Raw genomic sequence first — 19,658 nt, 5'->3', positions numbered from 1 at the left:
CCAGTGAACTTCAACAGGCAACATGCTGACACCCGAACTCGTCGAGGCCCTGCAGGCTCCCATCAGCGAAGCCTCGCCATGCGGTGACGACCTCGAGTACGACCCGGCGTTCACCGCCTTGGCCTCGGCAGCACAGGGCAAGCCCGAGCAGCAGTTCGGCGACACCGTGATCCCAGCGGTGGAACCCGAGTGGCGCACCGTGGCCGAACACGCGCAGGCCCTGCTGGGCCGGACCAAGGACGTCCGGGCCGCCGTGCTGCTGCTGCGCGCCAGCACCCGGATGCAAGGCATCGCCGGCTTCGTGATGAGCCTGCGCCTGCTGACCGGCCTGCTCGACCGCCACTGGGAAGGCATACATCCAAAGCTGGATGCCGACGACGACAACGACCCCACGATGCGCCTCAACGCGCTCGCACCGCTGACCGACGAAGGCATGGTGCTGCGCGACCTGTACGAAGCCAGTGTCGGCGTGGCGCGCGGGGTCGGGCCGATCCGCGTGCGCGACATCGCGATCGCGCACAACGCGCTGGCGGCGGCGGGCGAAGCCGGCTACTCCGCCGCGCAGGTCCACGGCGGGCTCGAGGCCATCCACGGCGAGACGCCCGAGGTGCTGCAGACGCTGATGGAAATGCCCACGCTGGTCACGCAGTTGCAGACGCTGATCGTCGAGCGCACCGGCCGCACGGACCTGATCGATCTCGGGCCGCTGCGCGCGATCGCCAACGTATTGGGCAAGGCCTGCGCCGCGGTCGCCGGCCCCGCGGCGCAAGCCGAGGCAGAGGCCGAAGCTGCTGCAGAAACCGGCACCGGCAACGCCGCCGTCGCGCGGGCCGCGGTACCCGGCGAAATCCGGACCCGGCAGGACGCGCTCCAGACCCTGGACCGCGTGATCCGCTATCTCGAACAGGCCGAGCCGGGCAACCCGGCGCCGCTCCTGATCGCACGCGCCAAGAAGCTCATCGGCGTGAGCTTCTTCGAAATCATGGCCGATCTCGCGCCGAACGCACTCGACACCATCGAGACCGTGACCGGCAAGCAGACCACCGCGTGAGCGCCACGCGTCTCTCACCCTCCGACACCCACCCTCGCAAGGAGCATTTCCATGTCCAAGAGCAGCCAGAAATTCATCGCCCGGAACCGGGCGCCGCGGGTCCAGATCGAGTACGACGTGGAGCTCTACGGCGCGGAGAAAAAGGTCCAGCTGCCCTTCGTGATGGGCGTGCTCGCCGACCTCTCGGGCAAGCCGGCCGATCCGCTGGCGCCGGTGGGCGATCGCAAGTTCCTCGAGTTCGACACCGACAACTTCGACACGCGAATGAAGGCCATGAAGCCGCGCGCGGCCTTCTCGGTGCCGAACACGCTGACCGGCGAGGGCGAGCTCAAGGTCGACATCACCTTCGAGAACATGGAGGACTTCTCTCCCGCGGCCGTGGCCAAGAAGGTCGATGCGCTCAACAAGCTGCTGGAAGCCCGCACCCAGCTGTCGAACCTGGTCACCTACATGGACGGCAAGGGCGGCGCCGAAGACCTGCTGGCCAAGGTGCTGGAAGACCCGGCACTGCTGCAAACGCTGGCCGCCAGCAAGAAGCCCGACGAAAGCGCCGCGCCGGCCGCGTGACGCCCATTTTTTTGCACACGAGGAGAACCCGACATGGCTGAAGCACTCGAGCAGCAGAGCGCCCTGAAAGACGTGGCCTACGAAGGAAGCGACTTCTCGTCGCTCCTGCAGAAGGAGTTCAAACCGCGCAGCGACGAAGCCAAGAGCGCCGTCGAAGCAGCCGTGCTCACGCTGGCGCAGCAGGCACTGGCCAACACGCAGGTCATCGGCAAGGACGTGACCAAGTCGATCCAGGCCATGATCGCCGCGATCGACCAGAAGCTCACCGAGCAGATCAACAAGATCCTGCACAACGAGGAGTTCCAGAAGCTCGAGAGCGCCTGGCGCGGCCTGCACTACATGGTGAACAACACCGAATCGGACGAGAACCTCAAGATCCGCGTGATGGACATCTCCAAGAAGGAGCTGCACAAGACCTTGAAGAAGTTCAAGGGTGCCGCCTGGGACCAGAGCCCGCTGTTCAAGAAGATCTACGAGCAGGAATACGGCCAGTTCGGCGGCGAGCCCTTCGGCGCCATCGTCGGCGACTACCACTTCGACCAGAGTCCGCCCGACGTCGAGCTGCTGGGCGAGATGGCCAAGCTCGCGGCCTCGGCGCATGCGCCCTTCATCACCGGCGCGAGCCCCAACCTGATGCAGATGGAGTCGTGGCAGGAGCTCGCCAATCCGCGCGACCTCACCAAGATCTTCGGTACGCCCGAATACGCGGGATGGCGCAGCCTGCGCGAGTCCGACGATGCCAAGTACATCGGCCTGTGCATGCCGCGCTTCCTGGCCCGCACCCCCTACGGCGCGAAGACCAATCCGGTCGAGGAGTTCGATTTCGAGGAAGAGGTTTCGGGTTCAGACCATGGCAAGTACAGCTGGGCCAACGCGGCCTACGCCATGGCCACCAACATCAACCGCTCGTACAAGCTCTACGGCTGGGGCTCGCGAATCCGCGGCATCGAGTCCGGCGGCGCGGTCGAGAACCTGCCGCTGCACACCTTCCCGAGCGACGACGGCGGCGTTGACCAGAAGTGCCCGACCGAGATTGCGATCAGCGACCGGCGCGAGGCCGAACTCTCCAAGGCCGGCTTGCTGTCGCTGATCCACCGCAAGAACTCCGACTTCGCCGCCTTCATCGGCGCCCAGTCGCTCAACAAGCCGGCCGAGTACGACGACCCCGACGCGACGGCCAATGCCAACCTCGCGGCGCGCCTGCCCTACCTCTTTGCCTGCAACCGCTTCGCGCACTACCTCAAGTGCATCGTGCGCGACAAGGTCGGCAGCTTCAAGGAAAGAGCCGACATGGAGCGCTGGCTCAACAACTGGATCATGAACTACGTGGACGGCGACCCGGCCAACTCCTCCGAGGAGACCAAGGCCCGCAAGCCGCTGGCCGCGGCCCAGGTGGTGGTCGAGGAAGTCGAAGGCAATCCCGGCTACTACAGCTCCAAGTTCTTCCTGCGCCCGCACTACCAGCTCGAAGGCCTGACCGTGTCGCTGCGCCTGGTCTCGAAGCTGCCGTCGGCCAAGGGCGGCAAATAAATTTCGGCGAATCGTTGCAAACGGAACGCGCAGTTCGTTCTCTTTACAGCTGCCGAGCTTGCCCGCGGGGCGTACTGCAAGGAAGCTGATTTTTCTTGGGTTCACAAACTGAAAGGTGGGAATCATGGCCGTAGACATGTTTATCAAGGTCGGCGACGTCAAGGGCGAGTCGCAAGACAGCAAGCACAAGGAGGAGATCGACGTGCTGGCCTGGAGCTGGGGTGCCAGCCAGTCGGGCAGCATGCACCTGGGCAGCGGTGGCGGCGCGGGCAAGGTCAGCGTCCAGGACCTGTCCTTCACCAAGTACGTCGACTCCTCTTCCAATGCGCTGCTGCTCGCGTGCTGCAACGGCAAGCACTATCCCGATGCGACGCTGGTGGTGCGCAAGGCAGGCGAGAACGCGCTCGAGTACCTCACGATCACGCTCACCGAGGTGCTGGTCTCGGCCATGTCCACCGGCGGCAGCGGTGGCGAGGACCGTCTCACGGAAAACATCACGCTGAACTTCGCGAAGTTCAAGTACGAGTACAAGCCGCAGAAGGCCGACGGCACGCTCGACGCGGCCAAGACCGCGGCCTGGGATATCCGGGCCAACGTAAAGACGGGCTGATCTTGGCCCGGGCGCCCGCGACGCGCGGGCGCCGCTGGAGGAGGAGGAACAAGAAGAATCAGGGCGGCAGCCGCTGCGTCACCTGGTCGTCCGGGTCGTCCGGGTCGTCGGGATGGGCCCACAGCGTTAACGCGGTGTAGTTGTCGTAGCCCGGCTTGGCCTTGGCCCTGACCTGCTGGTCGATTTCCTCCACCCATCGGCTTGCGCTGTTCGCAGCGCGCAGCGTGTCGAGCAGGCAGCCGTCTCCGAGCGGCTCCCAGATCCCGTCGGTGCACAGAAGCAGCACGTCGCCCGCCAGCAGCGCGATGGGTTCGGCGACGGCGATCTCGAGCGGCTCGTCGACCGAGCCCAGCGCCGACAACAGCATGTTGCGCTGCGGATGAAGGCGCGCGCCCTCCTCGTCGAGCATGCCGCCGGCCACCATCTGCTGGACCAGGCTGTGGTCGACCGTGCGCGCTACCGGCGCACCGGCGCGAAACAGGTAGGCGCGGCTGTCGCCGCTGTGGGCCCAGGCGATCTGGTTCTCGTGCAGGTCGACCACGGCCAGCACCACCGTGGACCGCATCGCAGCCAGCTTGCCGCCCTCGGCCTGACGCGCCACGATATCGAGGTTGGCGCGCACTATGAGCCGGCGCAGCAGCCCGGCATCGAGCCCCGGATTCGCAGCGAAGCCTTCCAGCACGCTGCTGCGCGCGATGGCCGCCGCGACGTCGCCGCCGCCGTGGCCTCCCGCGCCGTCGGCCACCAGACAGGCGACGAAGCGGCCGTCGTTCCAGTGGCCGAACACGTCTTCGTTGTAGCTGCGGCCGCCTTGCTTCGACAGGGTGACGATCTCTATGTCCACATGCCCTCCTCTTTTGTTCTCTTCAGCCGCCGCCGGATTTGAGGCGCGCCATCTGCTCTTCGTAGGCCTCGAGGAAAGCCTTGCCGAACAGGGTGTGGAAGTCGTCTTCCGCTTCGCTTGCGATGCCGGCGTAAAGCGCGACGAACTGGTCCCACAGCTTGGCCTTGCGATTGGCGGCAAACAGGCTGTCGAGCGCCGACCTGGCCGCGATCTTCTTTTCGAGCTCTTCCGGTCCGAAGCGCTCGATCACGTGGGCCAGCGCGGCCTGCATGCCGACCATCACGCCGAACTGGTGGGCGCGCAGGTCGTCGTAGGCATCGCGCATGGCCGCATCGGCCGGCATGAAGCCGCGCACGCGGGGCCCCAGCAGGTGCGCGAGCGCGACCTCGGCCGTGGGCGAGAACTTGAGCGGGTTGTTGGCCTGGGCGGCAATCATCGTGACCTCGGCGCGCACCTCGCGCTTGAACTCCTGGCGCGTGAGCAGCAGTTGCAGCGTGCCTTCGGTCGCGGCGCGCAGCAGCACGCCCACGCGTTCCATCAGTCCCGGCGTGAGCATCTCGGGCATCTGGTGCGTGCTGCCCAGGCCGCGCAGGAAGGCGGCCAGCAGCGCATCGGGCGAGGACGCAGGAATCGAAGCGGAAGCAACGCCAGCCGCAGGAGCCGCCCGCGGCAGCGGTGCAGCAGCAGAAGCCTGCGCCGCGATCGGCAGCCCCGTCATGTCGTCGAACTTCAGTGCGTTGTCCGGCGACGCCTCTAGGTCGTCCAACGAGGATGACGCCCCTGGCGGCGTGGTCGCCCTGGGCGGCACATAGCCGTACTGGCCGATCGGCAGGTGGTCGCTGCGTGCGGCCGGCGCCAGCTGTGCGCTGCCCTGCAGGGCCGCGAACGGATCGCTGGCACCGGCCGTGTTCGGCTGCAGCAGCGGGTCGGCCAGCGGCGAAAGAGCCAGCGGATCGCCGCCCATGCCGCTCCCGCCGGTGCCGCCGAACAGCGCGTCGATGCCGGCGGCCTTGCCGGCCGGCCGCGCGGCAAGGTCGGAAAAGTCATCGAGCGCGCCTCCGCCCACGACCGATTTCGCGCCGTCGGAAGGCGCCGGCGCAAGCAGGTCGGCAAAGGGATCGATGTCCGTGGGACTGCTGCGGCTGCCCGCGCCGCCGGCGAACGGATCGGGGAGCGGCACCGGCGAAGCGGCTGCGGGCGCCGCGCGGTGCGCCGGCGCGGGCGGCGTCGCAGGCCCGAGCCCGGCGAGCAGATCGGCAAAGGGATCGTCGTCGCTCGCGGCCGGTCCGCCCGGCGATGACGCCAAGGCTCCCAGCGGATCGGCTGCGGCTGCCACCTGCTGCACCGAAAGCTCGAAACCGCCGATCGTGAGCCGATCGCCGTCGGACAGTGCGGCTTCCTTGCCCGATCCGAGCGTTACGCCGTTGTGCACCATCGGGTTGGCGCCCCGATCGACCACGAAGAATCGCTCGCCGCGACACAGCACCTGCGCATGGACGCGCGATACCGTCCGGTCGGGATCGTCGAGGACGAGCGTGTTGGTATCGGCACGGCCGATGGTGCCGCCGGCAGGACCGAACTGTGCCGACACCGCCCTCCCGACCGGTGCCCCGCGGAGTTTGACAACCACCAGATTGATCACGATTCGTGCTCCCAAGTCATGAATGCATCGGAGAGAAGAAGAGCCACCCGGAAACCACACCGAACAGTACCGCGATCGTCAGCCATGTGCGACTGGCAGGACCGAATTTGAAGCCGTCGCGCGACAGGCGCCAGAGGGCCGCCAGCAGGAATGCGGCGGCGAGCAGGGGGAGGATGTATTTGGCGGCCATGCGGTCAGGCGTTCATCGTTTCAAGCCAGCGCTGCTGGCGCCATGCGGGTGCGCTGGTGGGGAACAGCGGCGTGCCGGGTTGCAGCAGGCACAGGTACTCTGCGGCTGCGATGCGCTGGCGCTGGTAGCCGTCCTTTCGCACTTGCAGGCAGTGCTCCCACGTGGGTGGTGCACCCATGAAATAGCGCATGCCCGGCTGGAAGTTCTGCGAATTCGCCGACCACCACGCCTGCACTTTCGACGGGTCCGGCCAAGGCAGGCCCTCGTCTTCGTCCATGGCGATGTCATCGTCCTCGGGGTCGTCGGCGGGTCCCATGTCGACGCCTTCCGGTGGCTTGCGTTCGAGATCGAACCACGCGAGGTCGAGCCCGGTGATCATGCTGAACGACTCGCCGGCCAGACGCGCAAGCTTCAAGTCTTGCATCTGACCGATCAGCCAGGGAACGAAATGCGGATCGCCGGTCACGCCCAGGCCTTTGATCAGCGTGCGGGCACCGTCCGGCTCTTCGACGAATTCCTTGAGGATAGGAATCCCTTGCGCTGGCGTAGCGAGCTTGAGCAAGAGCGCGAGTGCACGCGAGCGATGTTGCCCGGCCGCGAGCGCCACCTCGTGCAGCGCATGGACCGCAGCGTGGCACTCGCCGAGCAGCGCCGCTGAGCGCGCCGCCCAGAAGCGGCAGTCGCCGTCTTCGTCGTTCATCGCGTGCACGCAGTTCGCAAGCAGATCGCGCCGTCCGCATTCGCCTGCGGCGCCCAGGGCCTGCGCGCGCAGCAGTGGATCGCCGTCTGCGAGCGCCGCAGTCAGTGCGGGCCCCGGATCGATCAGATGAGAATCGCACGCAGCGATGCCAACCACTCGCCGGAACGCGCTCGGCGAGTTCAACAGGTCCCGCGCAATGCCACGCAGCGACTGGACCGAAGCCCAGTTGAACGCGAGCAGCAACCCGGGTTGCGATTCCGGCAGCACCTCGGCCAGCGCCAGCATCTTGTTGACGCCCGCTGTATAGCCTTCCAGGAGCGTGGTCGCGGCTGCCGTGAAAACTTCCCCCAAACCCGGCCGCTCCAAGGCGACATCGCAGCATCGCGATCCGAACTCGCCTGCCACCGCGACGCCATCGAGGTGCGCCGCCAACCGGTCATCCAGGCGCCGCAGGTGCCGCAGCTTGACGTGCGGCGCACTGACCAGCGTGGAGCGGGTGTTGCAGAGGACCGCACTGTCCTCGACGTGCTGCCGAACGATCGTCAGCAGGGGATGGGCGGCTTGGTTCGACATCGGAATCTCGACCTGTCATCCACCCAGGATGCAGTTCCAGCGCAATCCGTCTGCGGTTTCCCAGACCTCCTGCCCGGCCAGGGACAACAAGCGCTGCGGGCTGGCGACAACGACGGCACAAGGAACGATGTCTTCGCGTCCGTGATCGACGAGTCTCAGCTCGTCACCCACCAGGACTCTCAATGAGTGGCCATCTGCCAGATAAAGAGCGCCCGAGAACCAGCCAATGGAACAGAAGTCCAGCTTCTGTGGTCCTTCGTAGCTCACCGTCTCCCAACGGTCCACATCGCTCCGAATCAACGTACCCAGCTGACCGCATACGAACAAGGTCCCGTCGTCCAGCTCGACCATGTCCTTCAACATCAGATTCGTCGGGCTGTCGATCGGTTTCCACTCGTCGACCACAAAGCGCCAGATCTCCCCACGCATGCCGACCGCGACGAGGTAACCCGACGCATCCCTGGCCACCGCGTTGATGCCGCCGACGTTCCCGACGCGCGCTTTCATGCGCTCTGCAATGGTCATCCTTCGGTTCGGCCCGGGCGCTTCGAACCCCTTGGCAAGCCTGATCCAGGCTCCCGACGGATCGCGCCAGTACACCTCACGCTTCATTCCGTATGCGAAGAGCGTGTCGTGCAGCAGTCGCAGCCCGCGGAAGGGGCCAACGGCCCTTCCTGTATCGATGTGCGTTTCGGTCTGGACACCGCCGACCACGGTCCCGACCTGACCATCACGTCCGAGTACCTCGAATGTCAGCGGGACTGCCTCGCCGACAACTTCGATGGCCACTGCCTGCCATGGCCAGGTTGCCAGCAATTGCCATTGCCCGGCCCTGTATTCGATGACTTGGCATCGATACGACCCCTTCTGCAGTTCATGCTCGCGGTGCGCGACGAATGCATAGTGGTCCGGCGCAAGAACTCGCCCATCGAGCAGGACGCTGCCGGAGATCGAGAAGTCTTTCGAAACTGCCATGGCATGTGCCCTTTGCATCAATCTTCGGCCGCCCCGACCCGCTTCGTGTGCACCAGCGTGCCGTCCCGCACCCCTACCGACTTCTGCCGATGGTAGGCATTGAGCTGGGCGGCCAGGCACTTCTCACTGCAGGGCGGATCGTTGTCCGGAAAGCACTGCTGGTGGGCGTCGATGGCCTGGTCCCGGGTCTCTCCATAGCTGGCCGCGTGGTCGGCCGTTCGATTGCCCACATCCTCGCCGCCGGCCGCCAAGGACTCGACTGTGTTGATGGCATCCCGTTCCGCGGCATCCTGGATGTCGTGCAGGTCCGGGTGCGTCTTGTCGGCCTTGTTGAAAGGTGCCTTGCAGTTCCGGTGCCATGAATAGCCCTCGGCGCAGACGCAGGGCGCGTCGCCTTCGTCATAGCCCGGAAACTCGCTGGCGGGAAAATGGTGCTTGGGAACTAGATGATGCGCGGTCTGTCCCGGGCAGCACCCCCCCTTCTTGTTGTCCTGCCGCGAGTATGGGACCAGCATGCAGCGCTTGGCCTTGACGCACGGCTGATCTCGATAGCCGCTGTTCTTCGACCCGTTCGCGTAGATGTGAGGGCAGTCCTTGTCCGCGTGCTTGGTGGTCTCGCAGTTCTTGCACTTGTCCTTGACCTCCTCCATCTCGTCGCCGCAAGCCTTTTCCTTCTCGGGGCCGGTCATCGCGTCCAGGTAAGGCCAGGTCGCGGTGTTGCCCGGAACCGAAGCGTGGTTGTGCGTCATCAAGTCGAGATGGCGCACAACGTTCTCGCCCTCCACCATCACATCCATCGACCAGGCGTTGAAGTACGCCTTTCCCATGTTCGTGCTGGTCACGACGCCCTTCTTCGGCGCACAACCGGCCTCGTCGCCCGAACTCCTCTTGAAGTACGACTTGTTCTTGAGCATCACCTCCTGCCCGGAGATCTTCACGGTGCTGGATCCTTCGCTCGCATCGGATGCCATCGCCGTGTTCGGATAGGGAAGAGGCGTGCCGGGCGGTGTAGCCGGCGTCAGCGGCGGCGTGAAACAGCTGTCGGGAAAGGCGCATATGGATTTGCCGTCGGCCGCCTTGCACGACACCTCCATCTCGTTGGCATAGACCTGATTGCCCATCACGCCACCCCGAAGCGCAACACGGCGGCAGCGCGCTGGCCGGCATCGCCGGCCATGTGCGTGAGGATGTTGACGCCCGGCGCATAGGCCTTGCGGCAAGCCGCATCCGCCAGCGCGATCTGAGAGGCTCCCGACAACGCGCCGGCCTCCCCGGTGCATTCGGCAGGATGCCAGATGTCGAAAGCCTCCTTGCGCTGCCGGAGGGTGCGCGACAGTGCAAGTGCCGCTTCCTTGAAGTAGTACTGTTCGCCCGAGACATCCGCGATGCGGAAGTCGAGGTCGTGCACCTGGCAGCCTGCCTCGTCTGTCGCGAACCTGATTGCCATAGCCAGTCCGTCTGCGCGCAGCGGCTCCTCGGAGCCGATAGGAGCGGTTTCGACGCCGAAGCCGATTCCCGTGCACAAGAGCTCGGGCTGGCCGCCGGGCGGCGCCAGAAGCAGCGCCCCGGCACCCTCTCCGGGCATGAATCCGTCGGAATTTCTCGCGGTGAGCAGTCGATCGTTGCGCTCGTAGTGGCTGAGCGTCGGCCAGCTCAACAGGCTGTCGGTCGCTGCGACGAGTACGTGCCGCAGCTTGCGCTCGTGAATCAGGCTGCGCGCCTGCATCAGCGCAATGGCCATGCCCACGCGTCCATGAGCGACGATGGCGGAGCCAACGGCGAACTCGATGCCGAGCGCGCGCTGCAAATCGACGAACAGCCGATCGTCCAGGCCCTCCACGCGGCCCGGCCGATCACGCTCGGCGACGCACAGCAGCAGCGGGATGCTGGACCATTCCTCGCGCGGCACATCGGCCAGACACTCTTCGATCGCCATAGCGGCCATGTGCCCGAGCTTGGCGAGCCCGCGCCACGACTGCTCCAGCGGCACCTGGTGCGCCATGATCCATTCCCCAGCCGAATCGATGAATCTGGTTTCGCTCGGGTTCTTGAGCTTGGCCCGGATCGCCGCGCACGCCGCCGGCGCAGAAAGGCCCACGCTGGTCACCAGACCCGTGCGCTGAATGGCGATAAGGAGAGAGGACATGGTCAAGCCGTCTCGACAGAGTCCGGATTCCCCGCGGGAACCGCAACGATCGGAATCGGGAAAGGAACAGCATCCCGCCGCTGCCACCACTCTCGCCCCTTCCTGCCCACCAGCACCTGCGCAATCTCGAGCATGTTCTTCTTCAGCGGCCGCGCGACGCGCCAGGTCAAGCTGAAGCGTTCGGCGTCAGGCTCGATCACCACCGTGTCCAGCGCCGCCGTGTAGTCCTCGCGCTCCCCGCGTTTGGGGAATACGTGCACCGGCGCGACAAGGTGGGGGATGGTGAAACGCGTCAGCCCTTCGGGCGTCAAGTTGGCCAGCAGCACTTCGGTCGGTCCGCTTTGAAAGTATTGCAGCGGCACTTGCTGGTCCAGCGGAGCGGCCTGGAAATACAGTTCGTCGAAATCCGGCGGCAGAAAAGGAAAGTGCTTCTCCAGCCACTCATCGTCGTAGGTGCCTGCGAAGCGATAGCGTGGATCCCAGCCGCGACCGACGGGGCCGAAGGCCATTGGTCGATAGTCCCCGCCAGGGTCGCGCACGCTGCGGTCGATCTCTTCGGTGGACGACAGGGGCGAGCCCTCGACCCAGTCCATGCGGATGTGCTTGTGAAAGCCGCGACCGACCGGATTGGGCATGAAGGCGGCGTGCTCCGACGGGTCGTCGTGCAACAGATCGGTGCCGCCGAATGCTACGTCGTAGGAGATCGGCTGCCTCACGAACGCGCCAGGCGCGGTCGTGGTGGCGTTGACCAATCCGCATTCCCAGTGCCGCGGCCCGATGGCCGCGAGTGCTTTGCTCCAGTGGCCCACACGCACACCGACCTCGACGCGCGTCGCGGGCCGGCCCTGCGGCGCATACGCACTCCCCAGCAGCAGGATGTCGCAGCGCGGTTTGCGCGGCGCGAAGTCCACCTCGTACACCGGCGCCGAAAAGCCCGGCGCACCGGTGAAGGTGTCTGCCATCACCAAGGGGAGTTGCGTCTCGTGCAATGCGAAGTGCCCGGCCGGATCGCCGGGTTGCGGGAAGCGGAAGGTCCCCTTGATGACCACCACCAGCAGCTCGCGCCCGCTAGGCTCCAGGCCCATGGTGTAGCCGGCGACCATGCGGGTGGCATTGATCAACTCCATAGCTTTGCCCCGCCGGTTCAGTTCAACTGCACCGAACCGCCCTTGACGCGGTTCACGCCAGTGGAACGGCTCGATACATAGCTGCCCTGGATCAGCACCTTGCCCGCCTTGGTGAGCGTGACGCTGGCCTTGCCGCAGCGAAGCACCAGTTGCTCCTTGGCGCTGACGATCATGCGCTCGCCGTTTGCATCCACCTCGACTTGCGCCGGCGACTCGGCGAGCGGCCAGCCCCCCGCCTGGCGTAGCACGCCCATCACGATGGGACGGCTCGCGTCGCCGCCCTCGAACATCAGCACCACGGAGTGCCCGATGTGGGCGCCATGCAGATCGACCACGGTGCGCGCACGCACGGCAGCGCTGCCCGGCTGGCCCGGAAAGAGCACCAGCGGCGTGCAGCCCTCGTCCGCGATCGCGATCAGTTCGCCCACCACCACACGCGGCGCTGCCGACAACTGTTGTTCGATCGAATCTCTGGCGCTCATGGTTCCACCTCCGTTGATCCCCATTAGTTCTGCAGGATCTTCGAACCCTTCATCACGATGTCGCTGCTCGCCTTCACGTTGATCTTCCCCGAGCCCTCCACCGTGATGTCCTTGCCCTTGATGACGATGGTTCCGTCCTTCTTCATCGTGATGCTGGCACTGCCGGTCGTGATCGAGACCGAGTCACCCGCACTGATGACCAGGTTCTTGCCGACTGTCAGCGCGTCGTCCTTGCCCACGCTGGCCGTGCGCCCCTCGCCAACAGAGCGCGACTCGTTCTTGCCGATGCTGGTCGACAGATTCGACCCCACATCGACCGAGCGGTTCGAGCCCACGCTGGTCGATTGATTGGCACCGACGTTGACGGTCTGGCTCGCACCCACCGTCACGGCCTGCATCGCGCCTACGGTGATCTCCTGCGCCGCGCCGACCGAGATCGTTTCGTTCACGCCCACGCTGTGCGTCCGCTGCAGCGCCACCGTCGCCGTTTCGCTCGCGCCGACGCTGATGCTGCGATTGGCCCCGATCGTGATCGTTTCATTCGCTCCCACCTTCTCGGTCCGGTTGACACCGATCGTGATGTCCTCGTTGCTGCCGACCTCCTCCGTGCGGTTCACGCCGATCGTGATCGTCTCGTTGTTGTCCACGGTCTCCGTGCGGTCGTGCTTGACGTGCGTGGTCTCGTCGTGGTCGATGGTTTTCGTGCGGTCGTGGCCGACCGAGTGCGTCTCGTCGTTCTCGACCGAGATATCCTGGTTCTTCTCGGCATGCAGGTACACCTGCTCGCTGCCTTTCTTGTCGTCGAAGCGGAACTCGTTGCAATTCGAGGCGCTGCCCTTGGGCGTGGAGCGCGTGCGGAAGCCGCTCTGCGTGTGCGAGTCGAAGGGCTTGGGCTGGTCGTCGTTGTACACGCGCCCGACGATGATCGGCCGGTCCGGGTCGCCGTTCAGGAAGTCGACGATCACCTCCTGGCCGATGCGCGGAATGAAGTAGCCGCCCCAGCCCTTGCCGGCCCAGGGCTGCGACACGCGCACCCAGCAGGTCGATTTTTCGTCGCTCCCGTCGTAGCGGTCCCAGTGGAAATGCACCTTCACGCGGCCGAAGTCGTCCGCGTAGATCTCCTCGCCCTTCGGCCCGACCACGATCGCGCTCTGCGGGCCGGGCATGGCCATGCGCGGCGTCAACCGCGGCGGCCGGAAGGGCACGTCCAGCGGCAGCACCGTCAGCAGGAAGGCGCTCGCCCCCGGCGTGCCCGCACGCAGCACCGGAGTGCTGCGCACGAGTTCCTCCAACACGTCGCGCGTGTCCGCATTCACGGCGTCGCCGGCCAGCGCCTCGTGCAGCAGCGCGGCCACGGACTCCGAGCGCGCCGGCGTCGTCTCCACGCTCTCGTAGCCGGGGTGGCTGGCGACGAAAGTGCAACCGGCGATCAGGTAGTCGCCATCGCGGGTCTGGTCGGGGTCGTCCTTGAAGGTGAAGGTCTTGCCGACCGTTACGTCGGGCCAGCTCGTCAGCGCCCAGTGGCGTTGGCGACGGGCACCGAGTTCCTCGCCGCGCACCTTGGCCTTCCCGTCGGCATCGTCGCCGGAGAAATAGCCGCCGGCGAACTCGAAGGCCTCGAGATCGGCCAGCTCGTGCGCGTCCGGCTCGCCGCCGCTGGCTTCGAGCAGCTTCCGGATGGCCTTGAAGTCGCTGTCGCGCGAGTCGAACTTGCCGGTGTCGAGCTGGCGCGCGCTGATCCATCGCGTGATCTCGTTGTGGCGCGCTTCGCTCACGCCGCTCGCGATGTAGCGCAGCGTGTCGGATGCGGGCAGCTTGTCGTGCGCCACGTCGCTCGCGTCCGACAGGTGCATGGTGCCGGGCGCGTCGTGCGCATCGAACCAGTAGTAGATGCCCTCGTCCTCCAGCAGGCGCGAGACGAAGCGATAGTCGCTCTCCTGATGCTGCACGCAATAGCGCCGCGCCTTGTGCGCGCCGATCACGCTGTCGGACCGGGTCTTCTTGAAGCCCCTGATCGGACTGTCCTCGAAAACGGCATCGATCACGTCGAGCACCGGCTTGTCCTGCAGGATGCGCGAGTTGGTACGGCGCGTCAGCAGCCAGAACCACGAGCACAGCCGGATGCGGTATTCGAAGTAGCGCCCCACCTGCTCGGCCCGCATGAAGCGCACCGCATGCCCCTGGCAATGGCGCTCGTGCCGTCCGTCGTCGGCATCGAGGAACTCGATGCCGACGTCGAAGGCGTGGCCGAGGATGTCCTCGGCGGCGATCTTCTCGTTCTTCGAGAGCACGGCCAGTTCGTAGAACGAAGGGCGCGAGAGCGCTTCGTGCCCCACCACGCGCCAGAACATCAACTCGTCCACCGCGGGCGAGTCGCTCTTGATCTGGAACGAGGTCTCTGCCATGGCGAGTTGTCCAATCTACGGGTCCTGCGGTTCAGGGGGCGAGCAGCAGTACCTTCACCTGGCTCGGCACCACGCGGCAGCCGGGCGCGTTGGTGCTGTTCTGCAGCGACATGCTGGTCATGCGCGTGGCCGGCATGCCCTTGAGCAGCACGGTGAAGGCAGCGGTGAGATGCCGGCTCGGCCCCATCACCATGCCCGAAGCGACGCCGGTCGCGAGCCCAGCGTTGTCGCCGTTCGTCATCGGGATGGTGGTACCCATGTTGTGCGCCGGCGCGCCCGTGAAGAGGATGGTCGGCACGTTGGGCACCGCCATCGGCCCCATCGCGATGTTCGGATAGGGAATCGGCACCGGGCCTGCTGGGCTCGGCGTGAGGCAGACGTCGGGGAAGGCCGTGTCGGTCCCCATGAGTTGGCAGTTGGCGAACATGTGGTGCTCCCGTGGTCAGCCGAGGTGGATCTGTTCGCCGTCGACCTTGACCAGGTTGGCGGCATTGGCGAGGAGGTTGTCGGCCTGCAGCTGCAGCATCTGCTGCGCGCGGTAGTCGATCTGCCCGGCGCGCACCTGGTCCGTGCCCTCGACCGTGCGCTGGCTCCAGCGCGAGAACTGCAGCAGCCGCTCGGCAAAGGACTCCAGGAGCTCGCTGACGATCCTGATGCTGCCGAAGGAACAGACCGCCTCGCGGCCGACGCCGGTCAGCTTCTGCACGCTGAGCGCGGCGTCGTCGGCCTGCACCGACAACTGCCGGCTCGCCAGCCTGAGGCTGTCGGCATGCAGCGTCAGCGCGCCCTGCGCCACCTCGAGGCTGCTGCCCGGCGGCAGGCAAACGCGCGGCGGCGCGGCCTCGCTGCGCTCCAGGATCGCCGTCACGTAGAGGCCCTGCTCGAGGTCGCCTGCGAGCCAGACCCGGTCGCCGGCCTGCGGCGCCAGGAAGCAGCTCGCGGCTTGCCTGGCGCCCAGCTCGCCTTGCAGGGTGCGGACCGCGCAGACGCCCCTCTCCTGCGCGACCGACACCACCGTGCCGACGCCCTGCAGGGGCATGGCGCAAAGCTGCATCAAGGGGTCGTCTCGTGTGCTCATGGTCAAACGCGCTCCATCGTCATGAGGTCAGGGGAACCGGCTGCCATCGCTCGGCCGCCAGCAGTTCGGGTTCGCTCTCCAGTGCACGGACCCGGTCGGTGTATCGCGCGCCCGCGTCCGTCACCGCGTGCAGCCTGGCGCGGAACATCTGCGCCCCGCGCAGGTCGGCGTTCGTGAGGTCGGCATGCGAGAAATCGGCATAGGTCAGCTCGCAGCCGCTGAGCACGGCGCCCGGCAGCATGGCGCCGGTCCAGTTGCTCTGGTACAGGTCGGCCGACGCGAACCGCGCCCCCGGTGCCTTGGCGCCGACGAACAGGGCCTGGGTCAGCACGGCATGGTCGAAGCGCGCCGCCGCCAGGTCGGCCTCCATGAAGATCGCATTGGGCGCGTGCGCCTTCTCGAAGCTGGCCTCCACCACCTTGGCGCCCTGGAAGTTCGCCTGCGGGATGCGCGCGTGCGAGAAGTCGCATCCGCTGAGGTCGGCGCCCATGAACTGCGCGTTGACGAAGGACTGATGGGCAAAGCTGCGGCCCGCCAAGTTGCACTTGATGAAGACGACCGTGGAAAACGCAGCGCCTTCGAAGCGGCATTGGCGCAGGTCGCACCCCAGCAGCACCGTGCGTTCCAGCTTCGCGCCCGACAGATCGATCTCGCCGGTCGCGCAGTCGGTCAGCGTGACCTTCTCGAGCGCGGCATTCTTCAGTAGCAGCTTGTGGAGAGCGCACTGCGCGAAGTTCACGAAGTCCAGCGTCGCGTCGTTCAGCACCAGCGCCTGAACGTCGCACTTGTAGAAGGTCACATTCTTCATCGCGGCGTGGTCCATCACCACGCGCTCGAAGGCCGACTCGGCAAACACGGTCCCGAAGGCATTGCAGCCGCTCATCGCGCTGCGCACGAAGCGGCAGTGGAGGAACTGCGTGTCCGTGAGGTCCGCGCCATTCATCTGCGTGCCGTCGAACACGCAGCGATCGAAGACGGTGGCCGACAGGTCCTCCCGCGAGAGGTCCAGGCCGGAGAGATCCTGCTCCATCACGGGCTCGGCACGTTGCACGCAGCGCAGGATCTCGGCCTTGTCCATGGCTGCTTCTCAGGCCGCCGCCGGCGGCCGATGGCGCGGAAGGGTGCGCATCCGCGTGGTCAGCGCCGCGTCGAAGCGCAGCCCGGCGCCCAGGCGCACCCGCGCGAAGTCGCTCTGGAACAGGTTGGCATGCCGATAGTCGGTTTCGTCCAGCTCGGCGTGTTGGAAGACTGCCTCCATCAGGTTGGCGGCCGCGAACAGTGTGCGCGCCAGCCCGGCGCGCACGAAGCGGGCCTGGCGCGCGTCGGCCTGCCGGAAATCCGCCTGCGAAAGATCGCATTCGCTGAAGTCCGAACCTTGCAGGGACGCGCCCCGAAACACGGCACCCGCCAGGGCCGCGCCGCGGAAGTTCATGTTGGCAAGCCGTGCGCCTGTGAAGTCGGCCCCCGTGAGCGCGCAGCCCTGCGCGAAGCAGCCCGACGCGATGTGCAGGCCCTTGAACACGGCGCGCTCGGCCTTGAGCTTGACGAAGCCGCACTTCTCGAACTCGGCGTCGGACAGGTCCGCGCCGGACAGGTTGCATTCGATGAAGGCGCATTGCTTGAAGCGCGCACGCGCGAAGCTGCAGCCGCGCAGGTCGCGCCGGAAGAAGACGAGCATCGCCTCGCTGACGGCGCCGCTGCAATCGAGCCCGGCCAGCACCGCGTCGTCGATGCGAATGCCGTCCAGCCGCGCGCCGCGCAGGCTCACGTCGAGCAGGCGCGCCTTGACGAAGATCGCGTCGGTCAGATCGCCACCGGCGAAATCGGCCTTCTCGATGCGTGCACCGCCCAGGTTGGCGCGCGCGAGCTTCGCGCCCTGGCATTGGGTCGACAGCAGCGTGGCGTGCGCGAGCACCGCGTCCTGCAGATTGGCTTCGGCGAGGTTGGTGCCGGTCAGGTTGGTGCGCTCCATCAGCGCGCCCTCCAGGTCGGCGCCCTTCAGGTCCATGCCCGAGAGGTTGGCGCCGGTCAGGTCCCAGTTCCTGAAGCTCTGATGCTGCGCATGGTGCGCCGCCACGCGCCGACGCAGCGCCTGCCCCGCCTCGCCCTCGACCGGATCGGCAGGGATCTGGTAGTGCGCCAGCAGGCGGTAACCCATCATCTGTTTCCTGTCGCCGTCCTGCCACTGGCGCTGGATCTTCTGGTCCACCACCATCTGCTCGAGTTCCGACACGTCGCCCTTGGCTGCCTTGCCGCGTTCGATGAACTCGTTGAAGCTGGCCACCAGGGCCTCGGCAAACGGCTTCGGCGGCCCGCGCGTGTCCATGCCCGACATCTCGCGCTCGATGACGCCGAAGTCCATCTTCTCGCGTTCGAAGATCGTCTTGATGTCATGCAGCGCCGCGGCCTTGGCCTCCTCGCCCTGCTTGCGCATCGCTGCGCTCTGGGCCTCCATCTTCTGCTGCACCTGCATGAGGTCGTCCAGCGACCGGATCTCCGGCTGCGCAGGGCCCTTGACCGCCGGGGCATGCCCGTCGTCCGGATCCATGCCGTGGGCCTCCACCGTCTTGCGGGCTTCCGCGCGGTGCGCCTCGGCCCGCTGCTGCCAGCGCGCCAGGGCCCGGTTCTCGACCGGTGCGAAATCGATGAGCGGCACCACCAGGTCGGCCGGCATCAGGTCGTCCTCGCGCATCGATTCGATCGCGCCGTGCGTCCTGTCGAGCCGCTTGTCGCGCACTGCGAGGTAGTGCTCGGCCGGGCGCGGCTGGTCCAGATATTCCAATGCGGCCATCAAATGGACGATGTCGGCCCCGTCGTCCTCGGCGATCTCGTGCATGCCCTGGAACGCCAGCACCGCACGCTCCGCATCGGGAAAGAGCCAGAGGGTGTTGAGCCGAAGCCGCACTTCCTTGAACTTCTCTTCCCCGCCCGCGCGATGGGTGACGAAGGCGCGGGCGCGCAGGCCCGGCAGCATCCCTTCGAGCACGGGCCGGGCCGGGTGCATGTTGCGCAAGGCGTAGCGTTCGTCGCCGCGGAAGGGCTCGATCTGCTGCTGGTCCTCGGGCGCGATGTTGAAGAAGCGCCAATCGGTATCGGAGGCGATGGCCGGGAACTCGTTCTTGAGCCAGGCCTCGTCATAGCGGCCATGGAAGGCCGCGCGCTGCGGCCAGCTCTGGTCGATGGGGCCGAAGCCGGCCGGCGTGCCGGCCTGCGAAGGCAGGGACAAGGGCTGGCGCGGATCCTCGATGTTGGGCAGGAAGTGCAGCTGCGTGCCGTCGACCTTCACCGGCGCGGCGCCCTTGCCCAGCGGATTGGCTGCGAAGCCCTCGCCGCCGTATGCGTGGGACCAGCGCAGCGGCATGCGTTCGAAGGGGCGGGGCGCTGTCGCCTGCTCGCCTTCCCACAGGCGCTCGCCACGCACCAGCAGTTCCTTCTGCAGCTGGCCGACTTCCGCTGCCACGGCGCAGGCCCGCCCGTCGGTGCCGTGCGGATAGGCAAAGCCGGAAACGAGGTACTCCGCGCGGGCGCGGAAGATGCCGTCGTCCAGCGGCGCCTCGGCCTCGGGGCGCCCGGACCAGAACTGCCACAGGTCCTTTTCGAGATGCACCCTGGCCGGCCGCCCCAGGTCAACCATCACCAGGCCCGTGACGCCCATCCAGCAGCGCCCGCGCTGCTCGAAGCAGCGCACGAGCGGCGAGACCGTCAGCGGCTTGAAGACTTTCATGAGCGCAATCCCCT

At 66.6% G+C, this 19,658-nt stretch carries 18 protein-coding genes; 4 read left to right on the top strand and 14 right to left on the bottom strand.

The window, feature by feature from the left end:
- Positions 1-22: 22 nt before the first annotated feature.
- The 4 genes from tssA (at position 23) to AC3A6B_RS09025 (ending at position 3,758) form a co-directional block, all read left to right on the top strand.
- Complete coding sequence (gene tssA, locus AC3A6B_RS09040) at positions 23-1,051, top strand: type VI secretion system protein TssA (protein ID WP_487836379.1); 1,029 nt, start codon at positions 23-25, stop codon at positions 1,049-1,051.
- A 45-nt stretch (positions 1,052-1,096) separates the two neighbouring features.
- A complete protein-coding gene (gene tssB, locus AC3A6B_RS09035; RefSeq protein ID WP_487836434.1) occupies positions 1,097-1,618 on the top strand; it encodes a type VI secretion system contractile sheath small subunit in 522 nt (173 codons plus the stop codon).
- Between the two features lie 33 nt (positions 1,619-1,651).
- Positions 1,652-3,148: a type VI secretion system contractile sheath large subunit gene (gene tssC / locus AC3A6B_RS09030; RefSeq protein WP_487836378.1), complete on the top strand. Its 1,497-nt coding sequence runs from the start codon at positions 1,652-1,654 to the stop codon at positions 3,146-3,148.
- A gap of 124 nt (positions 3,149-3,272) precedes the next feature.
- Positions 3,273-3,758, top strand: a complete 486-nt coding sequence (locus tag AC3A6B_RS09025; RefSeq protein WP_487836377.1) for an Hcp family type VI secretion system effector — start codon at positions 3,273-3,275, stop codon at positions 3,756-3,758.
- 58 nt (positions 3,759-3,816) lie between these two features.
- Here the strand turns inward: AC3A6B_RS09025 and AC3A6B_RS09020 are convergent, their stop codons facing one another.
- The 14 genes from AC3A6B_RS09020 to AC3A6B_RS08955 are packed head-to-tail and all read right to left on the bottom strand — an operon-like array spanning position 3,817 to position 19,644.
- Entirely contained in the window at positions 3,817-4,602 is a 786-nt protein-coding gene (locus AC3A6B_RS09020) for a PP2C family protein-serine/threonine phosphatase (protein WP_487836376.1), read from the bottom strand.
- 22 nt (positions 4,603-4,624) lie between these two features.
- On the bottom strand, positions 4,625-6,232 hold the full coding sequence (gene tagH / locus AC3A6B_RS09015; protein ID WP_487836375.1) for a type VI secretion system-associated FHA domain protein TagH: 1,608 nt from the start codon (positions 6,230-6,232) through the stop codon (positions 4,625-4,627).
- A gap of 28 nt (positions 6,233-6,260) precedes the next feature.
- On the bottom strand, positions 6,261-6,434 hold the full coding sequence (locus AC3A6B_RS09010; RefSeq protein ID WP_487836374.1) for a hypothetical protein: 174 nt from the start codon (positions 6,432-6,434) through the stop codon (positions 6,261-6,263).
- A 4-nt stretch (positions 6,435-6,438) separates the two neighbouring features.
- Positions 6,439-7,707 (bottom strand): TIGR02270 family protein, encoded by a 1,269-nt coding sequence (locus AC3A6B_RS09005; protein WP_487836373.1) that lies wholly within the window; start codon positions 7,705-7,707, stop codon positions 6,439-6,441.
- Between the two features lie 15 nt (positions 7,708-7,722).
- The gene (locus AC3A6B_RS09000; protein ID WP_487836372.1) at positions 7,723-8,682 is read right to left on the bottom strand and encodes a hypothetical protein; all 960 of its coding nucleotides are present in this window, start codon (positions 8,680-8,682) and stop codon (positions 7,723-7,725) included.
- 17 nt (positions 8,683-8,699) lie between these two features.
- Positions 8,700-9,776: a PAAR-like domain-containing protein gene (locus AC3A6B_RS08995; protein ID WP_487836433.1), complete on the bottom strand. Its 1,077-nt coding sequence runs from the start codon at positions 9,774-9,776 to the stop codon at positions 8,700-8,702.
- A gap of 26 nt (positions 9,777-9,802) precedes the next feature.
- Complete coding sequence (locus tag AC3A6B_RS08990; RefSeq protein WP_487836371.1) at positions 9,803-10,828, bottom strand: hypothetical protein; 1,026 nt, start codon at positions 10,826-10,828, stop codon at positions 9,803-9,805.
- A 2-nt stretch (positions 10,829-10,830) separates the two neighbouring features.
- Positions 10,831-11,955, bottom strand: a complete 1,125-nt coding sequence (locus AC3A6B_RS08985) for a DUF2169 family type VI secretion system accessory protein (protein ID WP_487836370.1) — start codon at positions 11,953-11,955, stop codon at positions 10,831-10,833.
- 17 nt (positions 11,956-11,972) lie between these two features.
- Entirely contained in the window at positions 11,973-12,437 is a 465-nt protein-coding gene (locus AC3A6B_RS08980) for a DUF6484 domain-containing protein (protein ID WP_487836369.1), read from the bottom strand.
- 23 nt (positions 12,438-12,460) lie between these two features.
- The gene (locus AC3A6B_RS08975; RefSeq protein WP_487836368.1) at positions 12,461-14,842 is read right to left on the bottom strand and encodes a type VI secretion system Vgr family protein; all 2,382 of its coding nucleotides are present in this window, start codon (positions 14,840-14,842) and stop codon (positions 12,461-12,463) included.
- Positions 14,843-14,873: 31 nt separating this feature from the next.
- Complete coding sequence (locus AC3A6B_RS08970; RefSeq protein ID WP_487836367.1) at positions 14,874-15,269, bottom strand: DUF4150 domain-containing protein; 396 nt, start codon at positions 15,267-15,269, stop codon at positions 14,874-14,876.
- 15 nt (positions 15,270-15,284) lie between these two features.
- Entirely contained in the window at positions 15,285-15,920 is a 636-nt protein-coding gene (locus AC3A6B_RS08965) for a DUF3540 domain-containing protein (RefSeq protein WP_487836366.1), read from the bottom strand.
- Positions 15,921-15,939: 19 nt separating this feature from the next.
- Positions 15,940-16,998 (bottom strand): pentapeptide repeat-containing protein, encoded by a 1,059-nt coding sequence (locus tag AC3A6B_RS08960; protein WP_487836365.1) that lies wholly within the window; start codon positions 16,996-16,998, stop codon positions 15,940-15,942.
- Between the two features lie 9 nt (positions 16,999-17,007).
- Positions 17,008-19,644 (bottom strand): DUF2169 family type VI secretion system accessory protein, encoded by a 2,637-nt coding sequence (locus AC3A6B_RS08955; RefSeq protein WP_487836364.1) that lies wholly within the window; start codon positions 19,642-19,644, stop codon positions 17,008-17,010.
- Positions 19,645-19,658: the final 14 nt, after the last annotated feature.

The organism is Variovorax sp. Soil_C_33 (assembly GCF_057656935.1).
This window is presented reverse-complemented; position numbering and strand designations above follow the sequence as displayed.

What these genes read in the sequence shown, in the direction of transcription:
- AC3A6B_RS08960 (WP_487836365.1), bottom strand. Translation starts at nt 16,998, where the DNA reads ATGGACAAGGCCGAGATCCTGCGCTGCGTGCAACGTGCCGAGCCCGTG.
- AC3A6B_RS08975 (WP_487836368.1), bottom strand. Translation starts at nt 14,842, where the DNA reads ATGGCAGAGACCTCGTTCCAGATCAAGAGCGACTCGCCCGCGGTGGAC.
- AC3A6B_RS08980 (WP_487836369.1), bottom strand. Translation starts at nt 12,437, where the DNA reads ATGAGCGCCAGAGATTCGATCGAACAACAGTTGTCGGCAGCGCCGCGT.
- AC3A6B_RS09005 (WP_487836373.1), bottom strand. Translation starts at nt 7,707, where the DNA reads ATGTCGAACCAAGCCGCCCATCCCCTGCTGACGATCGTTCGGCAGCAC.
- AC3A6B_RS08955 (WP_487836364.1), bottom strand. Translation starts at nt 19,644, where the DNA reads ATGAAAGTCTTCAAGCCGCTGACGGTCTCGCCGCTCGTGCGCTGCTTC.
- AC3A6B_RS09000 (WP_487836372.1), bottom strand. Translation starts at nt 8,682, where the DNA reads ATGGCAGTTTCGAAAGACTTCTCGATCTCCGGCAGCGTCCTGCTCGAT.
- AC3A6B_RS08970 (WP_487836367.1), bottom strand. Translation starts at nt 15,269, where the DNA reads ATGTTCGCCAACTGCCAACTCATGGGGACCGACACGGCCTTCCCCGAC.
- AC3A6B_RS09010 (WP_487836374.1), bottom strand. Translation starts at nt 6,434, where the DNA reads ATGGCCGCCAAATACATCCTCCCCCTGCTCGCCGCCGCATTCCTGCTG.
- AC3A6B_RS08990 (WP_487836371.1), bottom strand. Translation starts at nt 10,828, where the DNA reads ATGTCCTCTCTCCTTATCGCCATTCAGCGCACGGGTCTGGTGACCAGC.
- AC3A6B_RS08985 (WP_487836370.1), bottom strand. Translation starts at nt 11,955, where the DNA reads ATGGAGTTGATCAATGCCACCCGCATGGTCGCCGGCTACACCATGGGC.
- tssA (WP_487836379.1), top strand. Translation starts at nt 23, where the DNA reads ATGCTGACACCCGAACTCGTCGAGGCCCTGCAGGCTCCCATCAGCGAA.
- AC3A6B_RS09025 (WP_487836377.1), top strand. Translation starts at nt 3,273, where the DNA reads ATGGCCGTAGACATGTTTATCAAGGTCGGCGACGTCAAGGGCGAGTCG.
- tssC (WP_487836378.1), top strand. Translation starts at nt 1,652, where the DNA reads ATGGCTGAAGCACTCGAGCAGCAGAGCGCCCTGAAAGACGTGGCCTAC.
- AC3A6B_RS08995 (WP_487836433.1), bottom strand. Translation starts at nt 9,776, where the DNA reads ATGGAGGTGTCGTGCAAGGCGGCCGACGGCAAATCCATATGCGCCTTT.
- AC3A6B_RS08965 (WP_487836366.1), bottom strand. Translation starts at nt 15,920, where the DNA reads ATGAGCACACGAGACGACCCCTTGATGCAGCTTTGCGCCATGCCCCTG.